Annotated in this window: 12 protein-coding genes; 8 read left to right on the top strand and 4 right to left on the bottom strand. The window is 66.4% G+C overall.

Annotated features, from left to right (window positions below; translation table 11 throughout):
• Nucleotides 1–69: 69 nt before the first annotated feature.
• Nucleotides 70–2325 carry a beta-glucosidase gene (locus AC1DQQ_RS14415; protein ID WP_478045562.1) on the bottom strand — a complete coding sequence of 752 codons (2256 nt, stop codon included), beginning with the start codon at nt 2323–2325 and terminating at the stop codon, nt 70–72.
• Between the two features lie 267 nt (nt 2326–2592).
• Between AC1DQQ_RS14415 and AC1DQQ_RS14410 the strand changes: the two genes are divergently transcribed.
• Together AC1DQQ_RS14410 and AC1DQQ_RS14405 are read left to right on the top strand one after the other, a co-directional pair.
• Nucleotides 2593–5079, top strand: a complete 2487-nt coding sequence (locus tag AC1DQQ_RS14410) for a glycoside hydrolase family 3 protein (protein WP_478045561.1) — start codon at nt 2593–2595, stop codon at nt 5077–5079.
• A gap of 127 nt (nt 5080–5206) precedes the next feature.
• Nucleotides 5207–6226, top strand: coding sequence for a LacI family DNA-binding transcriptional regulator (locus AC1DQQ_RS14405; protein ID WP_478042368.1), 1020 nt, complete (start codon nt 5207–5209; stop codon nt 6224–6226).
• Here the strand turns inward: AC1DQQ_RS14405 and AC1DQQ_RS14400 are convergent.
• The 3 genes from AC1DQQ_RS14400 to AC1DQQ_RS14390 are packed head-to-tail and all read right to left on the bottom strand — an operon-like array spanning nt 6186 to nt 10320.
• A complete protein-coding gene (locus AC1DQQ_RS14400; protein ID WP_478042369.1) occupies nt 6186–7052 on the bottom strand; it encodes a LysR family transcriptional regulator in 867 nt (288 codons plus the stop codon). The two genes, AC1DQQ_RS14405 and AC1DQQ_RS14400, sit on opposite strands and share 41 nt — an antisense overlap.
• A 32-nt stretch (nt 7053–7084) precedes the next feature.
• A complete protein-coding gene (locus AC1DQQ_RS14395; RefSeq protein ID WP_478045560.1) occupies nt 7085–9487 on the bottom strand; it encodes a sodium:solute symporter family transporter in 2403 nt (800 codons plus the stop codon).
• The gene (locus tag AC1DQQ_RS14390; RefSeq protein ID WP_478045559.1) at nt 9487–10320 is read right to left on the bottom strand and encodes an HpcH/HpaI aldolase/citrate lyase family protein; all 834 of its coding nucleotides are present in this window, start codon (nt 10318–10320) and stop codon (nt 9487–9489) included. Before AC1DQQ_RS14390 ends, AC1DQQ_RS14395 begins: the two co-directional genes overlap by 1 nt.
• 242 nt (nt 10321–10562) lie before the next feature.
• Between AC1DQQ_RS14390 and AC1DQQ_RS14385 the strand changes: the two genes are divergently transcribed.
• The 6 genes from AC1DQQ_RS14385 to AC1DQQ_RS14360 are packed head-to-tail and all read left to right on the top strand — an operon-like array spanning nt 10563 to nt 20523.
• Nucleotides 10563–12803: a TonB-dependent receptor gene (locus tag AC1DQQ_RS14385; protein WP_478045558.1), complete on the top strand. Its 2241-nt coding sequence runs from the start codon at nt 10563–10565 to the stop codon at nt 12801–12803.
• Nucleotides 12804–12816: 13 nt separating this feature from the next.
• On the top strand, nt 12817–13770 hold the full coding sequence (locus AC1DQQ_RS14380) for a ribokinase (RefSeq protein ID WP_478045557.1): 954 nt from the start codon (nt 12817–12819) through the stop codon (nt 13768–13770).
• 10 nt (nt 13771–13780) lie between these two features.
• Nucleotides 13781–15925, top strand: a complete 2145-nt coding sequence (locus AC1DQQ_RS14375; RefSeq protein ID WP_478045556.1) for an SUMF1/EgtB/PvdO family nonheme iron enzyme — start codon at nt 13781–13783, stop codon at nt 15923–15925.
• Nucleotides 15926–15932: 7 nt separating this feature from the next.
• On the top strand, nt 15933–17753 hold the full coding sequence (locus AC1DQQ_RS14370; RefSeq protein ID WP_478045555.1) for a glycoside hydrolase family 127 protein: 1821 nt from the start codon (nt 15933–15935) through the stop codon (nt 17751–17753).
• A gap of 35 nt (nt 17754–17788) precedes the next feature.
• Complete coding sequence (locus tag AC1DQQ_RS14365) at nt 17789–19315, top strand: carboxylesterase/lipase family protein (protein WP_478045674.1); 1527 nt, start codon at nt 17789–17791, stop codon at nt 19313–19315.
• A gap of 2 nt (nt 19316–19317) precedes the next feature.
• Nucleotides 19318–20523 (top strand): CaiB/BaiF CoA transferase family protein, encoded by a 1206-nt coding sequence (locus AC1DQQ_RS14360; protein ID WP_478045554.1) that lies wholly within the window; start codon nt 19318–19320, stop codon nt 20521–20523.
• Nucleotides 20524–20629 lie beyond the last annotated feature (106 nt).

The raw sequence follows: 20629 nt of genomic DNA, 5'->3' as shown, positions 1-20629 counted from the left end.
TCGACTGTCTTCGTATCGCGTCCGACATCGATGTCAATATCGGACAAAGCCCATTTCGGATCGTTCGGTTTAGCGTTGCGCCAGGGCAACACTGGCCGATTGCAGCGGGTGCGCGGCGTCGGTTGCCAAGGTCAGTTTGTAGCTGCCCGCGGCCTGCCGCCACCGGCCGGCTTGCCAGCGCGTCAGCGCGCGCGGATCGGCCGATATCGTCACGGTTCGCGTCTCGTGCGGCGCCAGCGCTTCCCGGCTCCATCCGGCGAGTCTCAACGGACTACCATCGGGCAAAGTCACGTAGAGCTGGGGCACGGCGACGGTCGCGCGGTCGCTTTGATTGGTGATCGCAACCGTCACGCCGGGCTTGGCTCCGCCGGTGAAGCGGGCCTTGGCATAACTCACCCTGGCATAATTGAGGCCATAGCCGAACGCGAATAGCGGCTGGCTGTTCTGCGCCGCATACCAGCGGTAACCGACATTGGCGCCTTCCTTATAATCGACATCGAACGATGCGACCGGCTCGGCGGTCCCCGAACCGGCGTTGCTCGCGGCGTCGTTCTTCAGGCTTTCCAAGCCGATAGGCCCGGAGCGCGGCAGCTGCGCAGACGTGCGCGGAAAGGTCATCGGCAAGCGCCCGGTCGCGTCGACATCGCCGAACAGGATGCGCGCGATCGCTTCGCCGCCGCGCTGGCCGGGATACCAGGCCTCGACCACTGCCGGCACGCGATCGATCCACGGCATCAGCACCGGGCCGCCGGTCTCGAGCACGACGACCGTCTTCGCCTGGGCCGCGGCGACCGCGTCGATCAGCGCATCCTGATTGTCGGGCAGCGCGATGTCGCGATTATCCTCGGCCTCGGTCGACCATTGCGTGGCGAAGACGATCGCGATGTCGGCGTCGCGCGCCGCCGCTGCCGCGGCCGCCGGATCCTTGCCGTCGACATAGGAAATCCGCGCGCCCGGCGCGAGCGCCTGGATCGCCTTGAGCGGCGAGGAATTGTGATATGTCACGCGCACGAACGACATCGCCGCGCCCGATGTCAGCGGAATCTCGATCGGCACGCCGCCGACCGAACGCACCTGGCTCGACCCGCCGCCCGACAGCACGCCGACATCGGCATGGCCGCCGATCAGCACGATCTTCTGCGCGCGCTTGGCCAGCGGCAGGACATTGCCCCGGTTCTTGAGCAGGACCATCGATGCTTCGGCCACGCGCTGCGCCACATCCGCATGTGCCGCATAATCAATAGGTTGCACCGCCGCCGGCGATGGATCGTCATAAAGGCCACTGGCGATCACCCCGGTCAGGATGCGACGCACCATCTCGTCCAGCCGCGCCACCGGGATCGTGCCGTTCGCGATCGCGGCGGCGAACGGCGCGCCGAAATAGATTTCCTTGTCGAGTTCCTGACCCGATTCCTGATCGAGGCCCGCCATTGCCGCCTTGACCGTCGAATGGACTCCGCCCCAGTCGGACATCACCCAGCCGGGATATTTCCAGTCGTCGCGCAATATCTTGGTCAGCAGGAAGCGGTTCTCGCACGCCCAATCGCCATTGACCTTGTTATAGGCGCACATCACCGAGCCGGGCCGGCCGTCCTTCACCGCGATCTCGAACGCGAGCAGGTCGCTCTCGCGCAACGCCGCTTCGTCGATCCGCGCGTTGAGGATGGTGCGCCCGGTCTCCTGCGCGTTGAGCGCGAAATGCTTGACGGTCGAGACGATATGGTTCGATTCGACGCCGCGTATCGCAGCGGCGACGAGCGTGCCGGCGAGCAGCGGGTCTTCCCCAAGATACTCGAAATTGCGCCCGTTCCAGCCGTCGCGCGTCAAATTGACCCCGCCGGCGAGCAGGACGTTGAAGGTCTTGGCGCGCGCTTCCGCCCCGGCCATCGCGCCGCCGGCATAAGCCAGCTTGGGATCGAAGGTGGCGGCGGTGGCGAGGCCCGAGGGCAGTGCCGTCGCGACGTCGTCGGTGCGCAGGTTCATCTGGTTGGCGACGCCCAGGCTGGCATCGCTCTCGCGCAAGGTCGGGATGCCGAGCCGCGGCACGCCGGGCACATAGCCGGCCGAGGGAACCATGTCGGCGGGGCGGGGATCGATCTTGTTGGGGAACAGTCCGTGGATATAGGTCAGCTTCTCCTGAAGCGTCATCGCCTTGACCAACGCCGCGGCGCGCGCCGCGGCCGACAAGCTCTTGTTGCGCCAGGGTTCTCCGATGCGATTCGTTGCACCCGCGCTGGGCTTCTGCCCGGCATCGCGCGCAGCGAGCGCGGCCGGCAGACTGACGCAACCGATGCAGATCAAGGCGCCAAACAGACGAGACTTCATCGCGGATTCCTCAATCCATGTGGCAAAAAAAGCGGCCGCCGCAGCTTGCGGCGGCCGCTAGCCCGCCGGCGCGAGGCACGGCGGGGGAGGATTCGAGAATCGGAAAAATAGGGGAGGCAAAAGCGTCGGACGGCAGGGCTCGCGCGGCGATCATCATCCCTCTCCCCTCTTTCGGTTTTTCCGAAATGCTTGACGTAGATCGCCAAGACCGACATCGATGTCAACGAGTTTCGGCGAGCGACGCCTGCAGAACGATAAGGGGTGGAGATGATTCGTAGGGGAGCGCCGTTGGCCGGCTTTGCCATGGCCGCTTTGGCAGTTGGGGCGCCGGCGTCGGGACAGACGGCATCCTCCGTGCGCGCCGACGCCCCCTCCGCTGCCGCCTCCAGCGTCGCGAACCCGGCGACCTGGCCCGCGATCAAATCGCCGGTGCGCGAAGATCCGGTCATCGAAGACAAGATCACCCAGTTGATCGCGCGCATGTCGCTCGAGCAGAAGGTCGGCCAGATCGTGCAGGGCGACATCGCCTCGATCACACCCGACGATGTCCGCAAATATCATCTCGGATCGGTGTTCAACGGCGGCAACTCGGACCCGGGCGGCAAATACAATGCGCCCGCCAAGGACTGGCTCGCGCTCGCCGATGCCTTTTGGGACGCGTCGACCGGCGACGATCCCAAATTGCCACGCATCCCGGCGATCTGGGGGATCGACGCGGTGCACGGTCATTCGAACATCGTCGGCGCGACGCTGTTCCCGCACAATGTCGGGCTCGGTGCGATGCGCGATCCGGCGCTGATGCGGCGGATCGGTGAAGTGACCGCGATCGAGATGCGCGTGACCGGCATCGATTGGACCTTCGCGCCGACCATCGCCGTGGTCCGCGACGACCGCTGGGGCCGCAGCTACGAGGGGTTCGGCGAAGTCCCCGAGATCGCCGCCAGCTATGCCGGACCGCTGGTCACAGGGCTGCAGGGCAAGATCGGCTCCAGGGACTGGCTGAAGGGCCCGCACGTCATCGCCACCGCCAAACATTTCCTCGGCGACGGCGGTACCAAAGACGGCAAGGACCAAGGCGACGCTCAGGTGTCGGAAGCGCAGCTCCGCGATCTGTTCGCGCCGCCCTATGAGGCTGCGATCAAGGCCGGCGTGCAGTCGATCATGATCAGCTTTTCGAGCTGGAACGGCCGCAAGATGACCGGCAACCACAGCCTGTTGACCGGCGTCGTCAAGGATCGCTGGAATTTCGACGGTTTCCTGGTCAGCGACTGGAATGCCCATGCCCAGGTCGAGGGATGCACCGCATCCGACTGCCCGCAGGCGATCCTCGCCGGGCTCGACCTCTACATGGCGCCGGACAGCTGGAAAGGCATCTGGGAATCGACCCTGCGCGAGGTGAAAGCGGGAACGATCCCGATGAGCCGGCTGGACGACGCCGTTCGCCGCATCCTGCGGGTCAAGTTCCGCGCCGGCATCTTCGAGGCGAAACGGCCGTCCGAACGCCCTTATGCCGGCCAATATGACCAGCTCGGCTCGCCCGATCACCGCGCGGTCGCGCGCCAGGCCGTGCGCGAATCTTTGGTGCTGCTGAAGAATGCGGGCTCGCTGCTGCCGCTGAAGGCTGGCGCCGATATCCTCGTCGCCGGAGACGGCGCCGATAATGTCGCCAAGCAGGCCGGCGGCTGGACATTATCGTGGCAGGGCACCGGCACCCGCCCCAGCGACTTTCCCAATGCCACCTCGATCTGGCGCGGTATCGAGAATGAGGTCAAGGCCGCCGGCGGCAAGGCCAGCCTGTCGGTCGACGGGCAGTTCGCGACCAAGCCGGATGCCGCGATCGTCGTTTTCGGCGAAAATCCCTATGCCGAATTCCAGGGCGACCGCAGCGACGTGGCGTTCGACGACCCCGCCACGATCGACAATCTGGCGACGATGAAGCGGTTGAAGGCGGCAGGCGTGCCGGTGGTCGCGGTGTTCCTGTCGGGGCGCCCGCTCTGGGTGAACCCCTATCTCAACGCATCGGACGCGTTCGTCGCCGCCTGGCTGCCGGGATCGGAAGGAGAAGGCGTCGCCGACCTGCTGTTCGGCAAGGCCGATTTCCGCGGCAAGCTACCGTTCAGCTGGCCCAAGCGCCCCGATCAGGCACCGCTCAATGTCGGCGATCCCGGGTATGATCCGCTCTTCGCTTATGGTTTCGGCCTCAGCACGCGCGACAAAGGCGATCTCGCCCCGCTGCCGGAAGATCGCGGCACGCTGAAGGGCGACCGCAACATCCTGTTCGCCCGCGGCAAGCCGACCAACGGCCGACACTTCCTGTTCGGTGCCGATGGCGCGCTGTCGGCCGATCCGGATCCGGCGCTGATATCGGCGCGGTCGGCCGATCGCGGGGCGCAGGAAGATTCGGTCAGGATCGCCTGGACCGGCAAAGCGAGCGCGACGGCGGCTTTGGTCGGCGAGCCGGTCGACTTGACGCGCGAGGCCAATGGCGACGTCGCATTGGTCATCGACCTCAAGGTCGACGAGGCGCCGACAGCTCACGTCCTGCTGGGCGGCAGGGACGTGACCGCGCGGCTGACGGCGCTGGCGGCCAGCAAGCAATGGGGCCAGATCGCCGTGCCGCTGCGCTGCCTCGTCGGTACGCCGCTCGACCGTGTTACCCAGCCGTTGACGCTGACCTCGGCGGGCCGACTCGACCTGACGATCTCCGCCATCCGCTTCGCCTCGCCGCCGGAAGGGGTGGTCGATTGCCGCTGACCCTCGCCATTGCATGGGGGATGAGGCCGGCTAGAATCCTCTTCGTGACGTCCCGGCCTTGCTTCCGCGCCAATTGGTATTATCGCACCGCCTCACCGGCCGATCGGCTGGCGGACATTTGCATGGCATGAAGACGGTCACCATCAAGGACGTCGCGGAACGCGCGGGCGTGTCGCCCAAGACGGTGTCGCGCGTCATCAACGATGAAGTGCACGTCCGCCCCGAAGTGCGCGAACAGGTCATGCGCGTGGTCGCGGAACTCGATTACCGGCCCAATGCCTTCGCGCGCGGATTGTCGAGCGCCAAGTCTTTCCTGATCGGGATGTTCTTCGACGATCCCGCCTCGGTCTATGCCGCCGACCTGCAGCGCGGCGCGCTCATCCGCTGCCGCGCGCTCAGTCATCACTTGCTGATCGAACAGGTCGACCGCGTCCAGCCCGATTGGATGGCGCGGCTGGATGCCACCTTGCGCACGGTAAAGCTGGCGGGCGCGGTGCTCACCCCACCGATCTGCGACTGGCCGGACCTGATCGACATGCTCGAGGCGAACGAAGTGCCGATCGTCCGGATCGCGCCCGGCGACGCACTCGACCGCACGCCGCAAGTTCGGATGGACGACCGCGCCGCGGCGCGTGAAGTAACCGAGAAGCTGATCGCGCTCGGCCATCGCGATATCGGCTTCATCAAGGGCAATCCCACCCACAGCGCGACCGTGCGGCGGTGGGAAGGGTTTTGCGACGCCATTGCCGCCGCGGGGATAACGATCCCGCCGAAACGCGTGCTGCAGGGAGATTTCACGTTTCGCAGCGGCCTGATCGCGGCGGAGGCGATCCTGGGCGAGGGCGAGCGGCCGACCGCGATCTTCGCCAGCAATGACGAGATGGCGCTGGCCGCATTGGTCGTCGCCATGCGCCATCAGATCGCGGTTCCCACTGCCTTGTCGATCGTCGGGTTCGACGACGCGCCGGTGTCGCGCATGGCCTGGCCACAGCTCAGCACCGTGCGCCAGCCCAATCCGGAAATGGCGGCGGCGGCGATCGATCTACTGATCGGGCCGGGACAGCAGACCCGCGACGGCAGCGCCTGCGTCGAACTGCCCTACGAATTCATCGAACGCGGGAGCCTCGCGGCGATTCCGCGGAACTAGGTTTCTGCGCGGCTGACAGGCGCGCGCTTTCCTGCAGCAATACCGTCACCAGCCGCATCCGCACGCTGGAGCGCGACCACACGATACCGATACGCCGCCCGATCCGCCGCTCCGGCAGTTGCAGGCGAACGATGTCGATCCCTTCGGGCCAGGGTGGGGTCCAATCGGGAACGATCGACACGCCCAGTCCGCGATCGACCATCATCGCGATCGCATTCAAGGCATTGAGCTCGAACCGCTCGCGCGGGACGATGCCGAGTTCGTTCAGATAGACCTCGGCCGACCGACCGCCCCATTGATTGCGGTCGTAGCGTATCAGCGGTTCCTCGCGCAGCAAGTCGAGCGGATCGCGGTCGGCCAACGCGCGCGGCGCCAGCACGATCAACGGTTCCTCGCGCAACAACAGCCAGTCGCAGGTCTTGGGCAGCGGATAGGGCGCTTCGAGCACCAAAGCCGCGTCGAGTTTGCCCGCTTCGACATCGACGAAGAGCTGCGCCGAATTGCCCGACTGGATGTGGATGTTGACCTGGGGAAAGGTCTTGCTCACCGCCGCCAGGATATCGGGCAGCAGGCCGGTCAGCGGCGTGGTGCAGGCGCCGAGCCACAATTCGCCGGTCACTTCGCCTTCCTGCGCGATACCGCGCAGATCGGTCGCGTCGCGCAGCAGCTTGCGCGCAGGCGCCAGGACGCGCGCGCCCTGTTCGGTCATCCGCATCGTCCGGCCGACGCGGAGCAGCAAGGGGGCGCCCATCTCCCGTTCGAGCGCGTGGAGCTGCTGGGCGACCGCCGACGCGCTGATGTTGAGCACGCGCGCCGCGGCGGCCATCGATCCCTGGTCGACGACCGTGACGAACGTCCTCAGGAAGCCGGTGTCGATAGTAGCGACTCCTCCGATTGCGCCTTGCCGCGACGTGGCGTGAAGATCGTCAGACCCTCGAGCGAATGGCTGGGCGGCGGGAACAGGAAGCTGGCGACATAGCCGATCGCGATCGACGAGGCGATTGCCAGCGCGAGATAGAGATAGGGGTGGACGAGGCCGAAAATCCACACGACGAGGGTGATGATCGACGCCAGCACGATGCCGATCGCCACGCCTTGCCAATTGGCGCGCCGAGTGAACAGGCCGAGCGTATAGGCGCCCGCGCAGCTACCGCCGAACAGGCCGAACAATTCGATGGTCAGGTCGAGCAGCGAGTGGATGTCGAGCCGTGAGAGGACGATCGCGATGGCGATCCCGACCAGGCCGACGCCGACGCTGGTGATCTCGGCGAAGCGGACGATCTGGCGCTGGCTGCGCCCGGGGATCAGCCGATCGTAGAAATCGACCGACAGCAAGGTCGCGACGCTGTTGATGATGCCCGACAGCGTCCCCATCGCCGCCGCGATCAGGCCGGCGATGATCAGCCCGACCACACCATGCGGCAGCTCGGTGCCAATGAACGAGGGAAACACCGTGTCGATCGGCAGCAGCGGATTGAGCTGCCCCGGATGCACCCGGTAATAAGCGAACAGCACCGTGCCGATCATGTAGAACATGAAGGCGCTGGGCAGCAGCACCGCCGCGAACAGCCAGACCGAGCGCCCCGCAGCCTTTTCCGACGGCGTCGCCAGCACACGCTGCATCAGCACCTGATCCTTGGGGAAGGTCAGCACGACGTCGAACAGGACAAGGATGGTGAACGCCCAGACCGTCGGCTGGGTGACGTCGAAGCTGAAGTTCAGCATCCTGGTCTTGTCGAACGCCGCCGCGGTGTCGACGATCGTACCGAAGCCGATCTGCCAGACGATGAAGCCGATCGCGAACAGCGCGCCGCAAGTCAGTACCAGCACCTGGAACACATCGGTCCACACCACCGCGCGCATCCCGCCCAGCGCGGTATAGACGATGGTGAACAGGCCGACGACGACGATGCACGCGACGATGTTGGTGTCGGTGATCGTGCCGATCGCCATCGCCGGCAGAAACAGGACGATCCCCATCCGCCCGCCGATCTGCATCATGATCCACAGTGCGCTCGACAGCATGCGGATCGCGGGGTGAAAGCGCTGTTCGAGATAGTTGAACACCGATACCAGGTTCAGGCGGCGGAAGATCGGCACGACGAAGACGGCGACGAACATCAGTCCGAACACCGTCGTCATCTTCGACATGATATATTCCCAGTCGGTCTCGAACGCCTTGGCCGGGACCGCGAGATAGCTGATCGAGCTGATCGAGCCGGCGAACATGCTGATCCCGGCGGCCCAGAACGGAATGGTGCGCGAGCCGAGGAAGAACTCGCTCGACGATCCCTGCTTGGCGCGCCGGTAGAAGGTCAGCCCGATGCCGAGCATGCCGAACAGATAGACGCCGATGATCGCCATATCGATCGGAGCGATCGACTGGCGCGCGGATTTGAGCGTCAGCGCCGAGAAGGCGAGGCCGTTGCCGTCGCGCCATGCCGACAGAATGCCGTCGCCCTGGCTGACGGCAGCGACTGGCGGGTGCGGCAGCGCCGATCCCAGAGGTGACCAGGCGTCGGTGATCGCGCTGTAGCTGTAGAGGCGCGCGCCGTTCGCGCCGCCGATCAGATAGAGCAGATAGGCCTGACCGATCGCGCGCGCCGAGCCGGGGACGACCGCACCCGGCGCCGGCGCGCCCGCGCTCCAGCCCTTGAGCCGTATCCAGCGCCATTGCTGGCCGCTCGCGAGGGTGACGAAGATGCCGCCATTCTGCGCCCCGAGCGCAGCGGGTACGCCGCCGCCGGGCCAGGCGTCGAGGGGCTTCCAGGCGTCCGCCGTGGTCCAGTCGAGGCGAAGAAGATGCGCCACGCCGCGGGCGTCTGTTCCGGCCACCAATACGGCGTCGGGTTCGAAGGCGGCAGTGGCGGACGTGAGCGACATCGGCAGTGGCGGCAGGATTCGCAGCCTGAGGTCACCGCCTGAAAAATGGAGCCCGGCGATCAGTTGAGCCCCTCCGTCATCGCCGCGTCCGATGAGCAACGTACGGCGGCCGTCGCTTATGACCGTCAGCAGACGCCCAAAGTCTATATGCCCCGCATATACCGCCGACCAACCTCGCGGCCCCAGCACGAATGCACGCTTGCCGCCCATATCGATCGCTACAGGACGACCATCGATCGCCGCGAGCAGGACTGGCCCTGAACTCGGCAGCGTCGGAAGCCTGGTCGTCACCGTCGACATCGGCGGCTCGGCAAAAGCCGGTCCTGCGACTCCGATCAGCAGGCAGGCGGCCAGCAACAGCTTGAGCAGCGCGCGCATCAGGCGTCGCCCGCGCGGCGGAGCGTTTCGCGCGCCGCGGCGACCGCGGGGGCATCGGCCATCGCGCCGTCGAACAGGAACGCGCCATGCCCGCGCGCGCGCGCCTCCGCCGCCGCCGCCAACAGGCGCCGGGCGCGCGCCACGTCGCCGCCTTGGTCGAACACCTCATTGGCGATCGCCACCTGGCGCGGATGGATACAGCTTTTGCCGGGATAGCCGAGGCTGCGCGCGAGCTCGGCCTCGGCGCGGAACCCCTCGTCATCGGCAAGATCAGGCCACGCCCCGTCAAAGGCGAGCCGCCCGTGCTCGCCTGCCGCGAGCCGGATCGACCACAACGCGGCATGGACGTGGCGAAGGTCGTGCCGATCCACGCCGAGCGACGCGAACAGATCGTTGAGCCCGACCTGCAGCCCGATCACCCGCGGATGCGCGCCGGCGATTCCGGCGCCTTGGGAAATTCCCCGCGGAGTCTCGATATTGACCAGCAAACCGGCGGCGATGCCGGCCGATTCCATTTGCACGGCGACCATCCGCACCGCGGCCGGCGACCCTGCCTTGGGGAGGTTGACGCAGTCGACGCGGAGGCCGGCCAGCGCGCCCAGGTCGTCGGCGAAAAACGGGCTTTCGAGCGCGTTGATCCGGACGATCATCCGCTTGGCCGATGAGAGGACAGCGTCCGACCGCAACCATTCGGCCAGCCGCGAGCGTGCCGCCGCCTTGTCGCCATCGGGCACGGCATCTTCAAGGTCGAACGACAGCGCGTCGGCATCGCTCGCCAAGGCTTTGGCGAAGAATTCGGGTCGCGAGCACGGCACGAACAACTTGCTGCGCATCGCAGCTCCCTCCCATGTCGCCGCACCTTGCGCGATGCGGTCGACCGGTCTGTAGCGCGGGAAAAGCGCTTAGTTGCTGCGTTCACAGCACAGGAAAACTGTCGTCTCACCAAGCCGAACCGTAGCCAGGCTTGGGTCGGAGAACCACAGAAAATCTTGGGTGTGAACGCAGCAGTCTACCGCTTTTGCGTGCCTCGGCCTCGCTTTAGGCTGCTGAAAAAATACGCCGGGGAGGATTTCCAATGAACAATCATGCGCGTCTGACGCTTGCCGCCGCTCTGCTGTCGAGCGTCGCTTTGCCGGCCTTTGCCCAGGCCGGTCCCGATCCCGCCACATCGGCCGAGCCGCAGACCGCGAATGCGGCGGCACCCCTCGACGGTCAGACCAGCTCCAGCAACCAGCAGGACAGCGCGGAGGACCGCGGCGAGATCGTCGTCACCGGCAGCCGCTCGCCCAAGGCGGTCGACAAGATCGCCGGTGCGGTCACCGTCATCACCTCGGCCGAAGTGAAACGGTCGCTGACGATCACCGAGGACGCCACCGCCATCCTAGCCCGCTCGGTGCCCGGCTATTCCGAATCGAACCAGACGATGAACACGCTGGGCGAGACGATGCGCGGCCGCACCGCGCTCTACATGTTCGACGGCATTCCGCAGTCGACGCCGCTGCGCGACGGCAGCCGCAACGCGACCTTCACCGACATGGCGACGATCGAGCGGATCGAAGTGATCGGCGGCGCCTCGGCGGCCGAAGGGATCGGCGCCGCCGGCGGCATCATCAACTATATCTCCAAGCGCGCGACCGAACCCGGCACGCATTTCGGCGTCTCCGGCCGCTTCGGCACTCAGTTCGACGACGACAGCTCGGTGTGGAAGGTCGGCGCCACGATCGCGCACAAATCCGACGCCATCGATATCTTCGCCGCCGCTTCCTATCTCAGCCGCGGCATCACCTATGACGCCAAAGGACGCCGCATCGGCCTCAGCGCGTCGAGCTCGCTGGCCGATTCGAAGCAGATCGATTTCTTCCTCAAGGTCGGCAAGGATTTCGGCGCCAACGATTCGCAGCGGCTCGAGGCCGAGGCGAGCTATTTCAAGCTCACCGCCAATGGCGATTATCATTATGTCGCCGGCGTCCGCCCACCGGCGGGCAAGGACCAGACCACGGGCATTCCCGATACTGCCGAGCCGGGTCCGCCGGTCGATCCGCTCACCGGCCAATTGCTGTTCAAGCCCGACTTCAACCGCTTCCAGCAATATGCGGTCAATTACACCAACAAGGATCTGGTCGGCGGCAGCCTGGTCGCGACCGCTTATTACGCCAAGCAGGAGATGCGTTTCCCCGGCGACAACGCGATCGACAAGCAGGATCCGAAGATCGATCCGACCGGCAAGCTTTACGATCAGTCCGAGATTCTCTCGAAGAAATACGGCCTGCGCACCTCGTACACGCACCCCGATTTCCTGCTGAAGGGGCTCGAACTGCGGTTCGGCGTCGACCTGGTCCACGACCAGACCCAGCAATATCTCGCGGTGACCAACCGCGTCTGGGTGCCGCCGATGAACTACACCAGCTTCGGCCCCTATGTTCAGCTCGAATATGAGATCGGCCCGATCACGCTGAGCGGCGGTATGCGCCACGAGGACGGCCGGGTGAAGGTCGACGACTATACCACCACCGCGTATCGCAACAGCGTGTTCGTGAAGGGCGGCACGCTCAAGTACAAGAACGATCTGTTCAACGCCGGCGCGATCGGCCGGCTGGGCAGCGGCTTCTCGGTCTATGCCACTTATGGCGAGGGTTTCACCCTGCCCAATTTCGGCATCCCGCTGCGCAACGTGAACGTGCCGGGCAAGTCGGTCGAAGGGCTGCTCGACCTCGAGGCAGTGATCTTCAAGAACAAGGAAGTGGGCTTCAACTGGCGCGGCAAGCAGGGCAGTTTCGGCCTGTCCTATTACCAGTCCAAGTCGGCCCTTGGATCCAGCCTGTCGGTCGATCCGGTGACCAAGGACTATGTCCTCAACCGCAAGCCGATCAAAATCTACGGCATCGACGTCACCGCCGAGTTCCGGCCGACCTCGACCCTGCGGTTGAATGCCTTGTTCAGCCACGTCATCGGCAAGACCACCAAGGCCAATGGCATCACCTCGCCGCTGGACGTCCAATTGGGTATTATCAATATCGCCCCCGACAAGCTCAACGGTCAGATTTCGTGGCAGTTCAACCCGCAAGGGTCCGTCTCGTTCGGCGCCAGTCACCTCTTCAGCCGCGACCTCAACACGATCAACGAGCATACCAAGGGCTATACGCTGTTCGACGCCACAGCCAATTATCGCGTCGATCAGGTCGGCACCTTCTCGCTCGGCGTCGAGAATCTGTTCAACAAATTCTATTTCCTGAGCTCGTCGCAGATCGATATCTATCAGAATTATTTCGCGGGCCGCGGACGGACGGTATCGTTGACGTTCAGCCGCAATTTCTGAGGCGAGAAGAGCCGTGGGCGATCGCTCCAAACCGTCGGTGCTGATCGCCGGCTCCGCCAATGCCGATTTCGTCGTCCGAGCCGCCCGCATTCCCGCGGCCGGCGAGACAATGCTCGGCGGCGATCTGGCGATCTTTCCCGGCGGCAAGGGCGCCAATCAAGCGGTCGCCGCTGCCCGCGCCGGCGGCGTCGCCACCAGGATGGTTGTGGCGCTCGGCGATGACGATCTCGCGCGGTTGATCGCGAGTTCGTTGACCAGCGCTGGCGTCGAGCTCGACGTCCGGCGCTCGTCGAGATCGACCGGGGCTGCCCTGATCACCGTGTCCGACGAGGGCGAGAATGCGATCACCGTCGCGCCCGGCGCCAATATGGATCTCGGCCCGGACGATCTGCCCGATCTCGACGGTGTCGCGTGGCTGGTGATGCAGCTCGAAACACCGCTCGACACGGTTGCGGCTTTCGCTCGCGCCGCGCGCGATCGCGGGATCAAGGTACTCCTCAACGCGGCGCCGGCACGCGCCTTGCCCTCCGCCCTGCTCGCGGCGGTCGACTTGCTGGTCGTGAACGAGGACGAGCTTGGCGTGCTGGTCGGTGCCGAGGGATCGATCGCCGAACGGCTCTCGCGCACCGGGGTCGCCACCACGGTGGTGACGCTGGGCGGCCGCGGCGCCTGCGCACGCGTGGGCGAGGATTATGCGCTCCAACCGGCCTTCGCCGTCACGCCGGTCGATACCACCGCTGCCGGCGATACCTTTTGCGGCGTTCTGGCCGCAGGCCTTGCGGACGGTCTGGACGTACCGGCGGCTTTGGCCCGCGCCGCGGCGGCCGGCGCGCTCGCCACCACCAAAGCGGGCGCGCAATCGAGCATCCCGGCGCGCGCCGAGTTGGATGCGTTCATCGCCACTGCGCACCAGCATGGTCAGGACGACCTCGCCGCTTATTGTGGCCTGGGCCCGGCAGCGAATTGAAGAAAGTCCCATGACCAACCCGATCCGCACGACCAGCGACGTCAAATTCTCGCACGCCCTCACTGGCCCCTATCTGCCGACGCCGGGCAAGGTGCCCGGCTGGCCGTTCCAGGAAATGGGCCGCTGGAAAATCGACGCCGACGGTGCCGCCGACGAATGGGTGCAGGGGCTGATCGAGTGGCGCCGCGAGCATCTGATCCGCATCGGCTTCGACGACGAACTGTACCGCCGCCCGGAACTGCAATGGTCGCAGTCCAACTTCGTCCATCATCTGCTGATGGTCGACGATCGCTATTTCTACGATCCCGACACCGGCCGCTATACCGTCGACCGCTATCTCGACGATCTCGAGGCGCGGCTCGGCACGATCGACAGCGTGCTGCTCTGGTATATCTATCCCAATATCGGGATCGATGACCGCAGCCAGTTCGACCTGGTCGACGCGCTCCCCGGCGGGATCGATGGACTGAAGCAAGCAGTCGCCGACTTCCACCGCCGCGGGGTCAAGGTGTTCCTGCCGACCATGCCGTGGGACAATGGTACGCGGCCGGGCGACGCGCCCGATTGGGAACGGATGGCGGCGATCGTCGCCGCGACCGGCGCCGACGGCATCAACGGCGACACCTATAGCGGCGTGCCCCTCGCCTTTCACAAAGCGTGCGAAGCGGCGGGCGGTGCGGTGGTGCTGCAGCCCGAGACGACGGCACAGGCCGGCGACCATATCCTCAGCTGGAACCTGCAGAGCTGGACCAAGCGCGTCCCCGACGAGAGCATCCCGACGGTGCTCAAGCTCAAATGGCTCGAGCCGCGCCACATCATCAACATCGAGAACCGCTGGAGCCGGACGCGGACCAACGACCTGCAGCACGCCTTTTTCAACGGCGTCGGCTACGTCGCCTGGGAAAATGTGTTCGGCTTCGTCAACCGCTTCACCCCGCGCGACGCCGAGACCTTGCGCCGCGTGGCGATGGTCCAGCGCTTCTTCGCGCCGCTGATCGTCAGCCCCGATTGGCGGCCCTATGAGCGAACCTTGCAGGCTGGGATTTTCGCCAGCCGCTTTCCCGGCGATGGGCGGACCTTGTGGACGCTGATCAATCGCGCCGAATATGCCATTGATGGCGAGCAACTTGCGGTGCCGCACAAGGCGGGCACGCGCTATTTCGATGTCTGGAACGGTGTCGCGCTCGATCCGCGGATCGATGGCGAGCGCGCGATCCTGACGCTCGACATCGCCGGACGCGGCTTCGGCGCGATCCTCTCGGTTGCCGAGGGCGAGACCGTCGCGGGTCTCGACGCCTTCCTGGTCGAGATGCGCGACCGCGCCGCCACCCCGCTCGCCTCGATTTCGGCGAGCTGGAGTTCGGCCAAGCAGGAGCTCGTGCCGATCGCGCCGACCGCTCGTCACGCCGACGCTCCCGACGGCATGGTGCCGATCCCCGCCGGCGAATTCGACTTCGCGGTGCACGGGATAGAGATCGAGGGTTACGCCGCCGACGGCGTCGATGTGCAATATCCTTGGGAAGACAGCCCGCGCCGCCATCATCGCCGCCGCATGGCGATCCATGCCTTCTGGATCGACCGCTTCCCGGTGACCAACGCCCAGTTCAAGGCTTTCCTCGACGCCAGCGGCTATGTCCCCGCCGATGACCGCAATTTCCTGCGCCATTGGCAGGACGGCGCGCCGCCCGCCGGATGGGAGAACAAGCCCGTCACCTGGGTCGCGATCGAGGATGCGCGTGCCTATGCCGATTGGGCGGGCAAGCGTCTGCCGCGCGAATGGGAATGGCAATATGCCGCGCAAGGGAGCGACGGCCGTTCCTATCCCTGGGGCAATGAATGGGACGAGGCGGCAGTACCCGCGCCGTCGCTCGACCGCGTGATGCCGGCGCCGGCCGATGTCGACGCGCATCCCGCCGGTGCGAGCCCGTTCGGGGTGATGGATCTGGTCGGCAATGTCTGGCAGTGGACCGACGAATATCGCGACGATCGCGTCCGCGCCGGCGTCCTGCGCGGCGGCAGCGCCTATCAGCCCCAGACCTCGCATTGGTATTTCCCCCAGGCCTATCGCCTCGACGAACACGGCAAGTTCCTGCTGATGGCGCCGGCCAAGGATCGTTCGGCCGGGATCGGATTCCGTTGTGCCGCCGATCGCTGAACCGGCAATGCGCCTCGCCCCGCTCGGCGCGGTGACGCTGGGCGGGCTGCTGGGCGAGGCGGTCGAGGCCAATCGCACCGGCAGGCTCTCGCACTTCATCACCGACGAACACAGTCCGGCGATCGCCTTGTTCGCCCCCGACATCGTGGCGCGCGACGAGGAAGGCGATTGGTATGGCGAGCATGCCGGCAAATGGCTGGTCGCGGCGACGCGCGCGGCGGTGCGCGCCGGCGACGACGCGCTGCTGGCGCGCGTGGTGCGCGTCGCCGATTATCTGATCGAGCAACAGGATGCCGATGGCTATCTCGGCAATTACGCGCCGGCGCGCCGCTTCATGGTGCCGCAGCCGCCCAAGCCGGTTACCTGGGATGGCGCGCCGGCGCTACGCACCTGGGATATCTGGACGCATTCCTATCTGATCCTGGGCCTGGTCGAGTTGTGGAAAGCGGCGGGCGAGGATCGCTATCTCATCGCTGCCCGCCGTATCGGCGACCTGTGCTGGCGGACGCTGAGCGAGGACGGGATCGCGATCACCGATCTCGGCAACCATTTCGGCCTGTCGGCCACGGTGCTGCTCGATCCCGCGGTCGACCTCTATCTGGCGACCGGCGAGCAACGCTATCTCGACCTGGCGCGCCTCGTGCTCGATCAGGCCGAGCGCGAGCCGCGCAATCGGCTGCTTAGCATGGCGCTGGCCGGCGCCGACCCGTCGGAGATCGCCACCGGCAAGGCCTATCAATTGCTGTGGAACCTGGTCGGTCTCGCCAAGCTCCATCGCGCGACCGGTGAGGAGCGCTACCTCACTGCCGTCCGCAACATCTGGCAAGCCGTGCGCGCGCATCACCTGACCTTGGGCGGCGGACCCTGGGGCGGCGTCGCGCATCGTTCGCGCGAGGTGTTCAACCCCGCCGGCGTGTTCAGCCCCGAAGCCTATGTCGAGACCTGCTCGACCATGGCCTGGATCCAGCTCAACCGCGAATTGCTGGTGATCCTGGGCGACGCCGCCTTCGCGCAGGAGATCGAGCGCAGCGCCTATAACGACCTGCTCGGCGCCCAGGCGCCCGACGGCGAGGATTGGTGCTATTATTCCTTCCCCAACGGTCGGCGCACCCACACTACCTATTGGCGCTGCTGCAAGTCGAGTGGCGCGATGGCGCTCGAGGAGCTGGCGGCGATCGCCTATGGCGTGACCGCCGACGGGGGGCTGGCGGTCAATCTGCTCGGTGCGTCCGTCGCCGACATCGCGTTGCCGAACGTAGGTAAGATCCGGCTTCGCCAGGAAACGCCTTACCCGTTCGAGGGACCGATCAGGATCGAGGTGACGCCGGCATCGCTGGCGTATTTCGCGATCCACGTCCGTATCCCCGATTGGGCCGAGCACGCCACGTTGCGCGTTGGCGACGACAGCATCGCCGCGACGCCCGGCAGCTATGCGCGGATTGAGCGGTATTGGGCACCCGGCGACATGATCATGCTCGACCTGCTTATGCCGCCCAAGCTGCATCGCGCGGTCCAGCGTAACGTTCAGGAATCGCTGGCGCCGGGCGGCGAGCCGGTGGCGCAGGAAGTGATGCGCTACGATTTCGTCGCGATCACGCGCGGGCCGCTCGCTTATGCGACCGGATTGATCGACGGTTTCAAGCGCAGCGAGACGGTGCGGTTCGTTGGCGCGCCGGTCGCGGTCGCGGATGGCGATACCGTCCGCCTCGAGCCCGAAGGCCGCGCCCCGATCGTGTTCGAGCCCTGGTACCGCGCGGGTGGACGGCACGACGGCGCGTGGCGACTGACCTGGCTCGGCCTGGCCGACGATGCGGAGGCCGGCGCGTGACCGGAGACGCCTTTCCTGCACCAACCCGGCGCGCGATGATCGCGGGCAGCACTGCGTTGCTCGCTATCGGCGCGGCCCGGGCGACCGGCGATCCGTTGGTGACCTGCCGCGCCGGACGGTTCCAGGGTCGGCGGCAGGATGGCGTCGCGTCGTTCCGGGGCATCCGCTACGGCCAGGCCCGGCGCTTCGCGGCGCCTGTCGCGGCGCCGTCCTTGCGAGAGACGGTCGCCGCGACCGAACCCGGCCCGGCTTGTCCGCAGCGCGGCAAGCGCCGGCCGCAAGCCGAGGATTGCCTGTTCCTCAACCTGTGGACGCCCGCGCCAGACGCTCGCGTGCGGCTGCCGGTATTCGTGTGGATCCATGGCGGCGGCTATGCCTATGGCAGCGCCAACGACCCGATCACCGATGGCGGCGGACTCGCCGCGGCGGGCGATGTCGTCGTGGTGACGGTCAACCACCGGCTCAACGCGCTCGGCTATCTCTATCTCGCGCGGCTCGATGCGGCATTTCCCGACAGCGGCAATGCCGGTCAGCTCGACCTGATCGTCGCGCTGCACTGGGTGCGCGACAATATCGCCGCGTTCGGGGGCGACCCGACGCGTGTGACCCTGATCGGCCAGTCGGGCGGCGGTGCCAAGATCGCGACCCTGATGGCGATGCCCGCGGCACGCGGCCTGTTCCGCCGCGCGATCACGATGAGCGGGCAGCAAGTGACGGTGTCGGGTCCGATTCACGCAACGCGTCGCGCCCGCGCCTATCTGGCCCGCCTGGGCATCAAGGAGACCGAGGCCCGGCGCCTGCTCGATCAGCCGGTCGAGACGCTGATCGAGGCGCTCGATGCCGACGATCCGGTCGAGCACAGCACAATCTATTTCGGCCCGGTCCTCGATGGCCGGTCGCTGGCACGCCATCCCTTCTGGCCCGATGCGCACCCCGATGGCCTCGGCGTCGATGTGATGCTCGGCGGCACGCGCGACGAAACCCGCGATTTCTCCGATCCCGCCTCGCCCGAAATGCGTGGGCTGAGCTGGGATGCCCTGCCCGACCGTATCGCCGCCGAACTGCCGGTCGACTTGCTGCCCGAAGCTTTGGTCCGCGCCTATCGCGCGCACATGCCCGCAGCCTCGCCGGCGGACATTTTCTATGCCGCGACGACCGATGGCCGCAGCTGGCGGCCGCAGATCATCGAGGCAGAGGCACGGGCCCGCGCCGGTCGTCCGGCGTTTGTCTATCAGGTCGATTTCCAGTCCCCGACCAACCCCGATCGCGGCGCGTTCCACGGCGTGGATATCGGACTCGTCTTCGGCACGTTCGACGCGCCTTATGCCTGGACCGGCAGCGGCCCCGAGACGAGGATACTGTCGCGCTTGATGCAGCGGCGTTTCGTCGCCTTCGCCCGCACCGGCCGTCCCGACCTGCCCGGATTTCCCGCCTGGCCCGCTTATGACGAACGCCGCCGGGCGACGATGATCTTCGATGTCGCCAGCCGGGTCGAGAACGACCCGCGCCGCTGGCAGCGCGAATTGTTCGCCCCTGCCCCTTATACCCAGCCGGGAACCTGACCTTGACGAACGCCTCCTCTTCTTCCCCGTCCGCGTTCGACAATCCCGCGCGCAGCGGGCCGCGCGGGCCGTTGTCGGGTATCGGCGTGCTCGACCTCAGCGCCTATATCGCCGGGCCCTATGGCTGCTCGCTGCTCGCCGATCAGGGCGCCGACGTGATCAAGATCGAACCCCCGGCGGGCGACAATCTGCGCAACTATCCCTCCACGCTCGAAGGGGAGAATCGCGCCTTTCTCGGCGTCAATCGCAGCAAGCGCGGCATCGTGCTCGACCTCAAGGACGAAGCCGAGCGCGCGCGGCTGCTGGCGCTGGTCGCGCAAGCGGACGTACTGGTCCACAATTTCCGCCCCGGCGTGACCGACCGGCTCGGGATCGGCCATTCGCAACTCGAGGCGATCAACCCGCGGCTGATCTATTGCGCCGTCACCGGTTATGGCGAGGAAGGACCGCTGCGCGGCAAGGCCGGATACGATCAGGTGCTCCAGGCGATGACCGGGATGTGCGTACTGCAGGGCAAGCCGCCAGTGCCCGAACTGACCTATGGCTCGCCGGTCGATTATTATGCCGCCGCCCTGGTCGCGGCCGGCGTCTCCTCGGCGCTGTTCGAGCGCGAGCGTAGCGGCAAGGGGCAATATGTCGGCGTGTCGCTGCTCCGCAGCGCGCTGACGATGCAGTCGGCGCGGATGATCCAGGCCGAGGGGGAGGCGCACGACATCTCGCGCGACATGCGATCGGGCGGGATCACCGGTCTCCATCCGACCGGCGACGGCTATCTCTATCTGTCGGCCAACACGCCGCATTTCTGGAATGCATTGTGCGAGCGGACCGGGCTCGAAGCGCTGGCGCGCGATCCGCGCTATGACAGCGTCCGCAAGCGCGCCGAACATGCCGCCGAGCTCGTCCCGCTGCTGCACGCCGCGCTCGCCAAGCGAAGCGCGCTCGAATGGGAAGAGGTGTTCGGCGAAGCGGTGCCCTGTTCCGCCGTGCACCATATCGAGGAAATGTTCGACCATCCGCAAGTGCACGCCGAGGGGATGGTGACGAGCATCGCGCACCCCGTGCTCGGCCGCTATCGCGGCGTCGCGCGCGCCATCAAGTTCGCGCGCACGCCGGGTCCCGAACCGTTCGCGGCACCAATGCTCGGACAGCACAATGATGATGTGCCGGCGGTGCCGTCAGGCGACGAGTCCCCGCCTGGCCTGGCCTGATCGCCGAATAGACAAGCGAGAAGCGCGGTGGCGAGAGCCGAGGTCGCTTCGCACCGGAGCCTCGATCGGAACCGCAATCGCGTCCGCTGGTTGTACTAGCCAATCA

The organism is Sphingomonas sp. P4_G3, assembly GCF_056401105.1.
Note: the sequence above shows the minus strand (reverse complement) of the source record. Positions and strands in the feature narration are given on the sequence as shown.

Bases quoted from the DNA above. Each gene is read 5' to 3' on its own strand.
- AC1DQQ_RS14390 (WP_478045559.1), bottom strand. From the start codon at position 10,320: ATGCGCAGCAAGTTGTTCGTGCCGTGCTCGCGACCCGAATTCTTCGCC.
- AC1DQQ_RS14370 (WP_478045555.1), top strand. From the start codon at position 15,933: ATGCGCCTCGCCCCGCTCGGCGCGGTGACGCTGGGCGGGCTGCTGGGC.
- AC1DQQ_RS14405 (WP_478042368.1), top strand. From the start codon at position 5,207: ATGAAGACGGTCACCATCAAGGACGTCGCGGAACGCGCGGGCGTGTCG.
- AC1DQQ_RS14365 (WP_478045674.1), top strand. From the start codon at position 17,789: ATGATCGCGGGCAGCACTGCGTTGCTCGCTATCGGCGCGGCCCGGGCG.
- AC1DQQ_RS14385 (WP_478045558.1), top strand. From the start codon at position 10,563: ATGAACAATCATGCGCGTCTGACGCTTGCCGCCGCTCTGCTGTCGAGC.
- AC1DQQ_RS14415 (WP_478045562.1), bottom strand. From the start codon at position 2,325: ATGAAGTCTCGTCTGTTTGGCGCCTTGATCTGCATCGGTTGCGTCAGT.
- AC1DQQ_RS14410 (WP_478045561.1), top strand. From the start codon at position 2,593: ATGATTCGTAGGGGAGCGCCGTTGGCCGGCTTTGCCATGGCCGCTTTG.
- AC1DQQ_RS14395 (WP_478045560.1), bottom strand. From the start codon at position 9,487: ATGCGCGCGCTGCTCAAGCTGTTGCTGGCCGCCTGCCTGCTGATCGGA.
- AC1DQQ_RS14400 (WP_478042369.1), bottom strand. From the start codon at position 7,052: ATGGCCGCCGCGGCGCGCGTGCTCAACATCAGCGCGTCGGCGGTCGCC.
- AC1DQQ_RS14375 (WP_478045556.1), top strand. From the start codon at position 13,781: ATGACCAACCCGATCCGCACGACCAGCGACGTCAAATTCTCGCACGCC.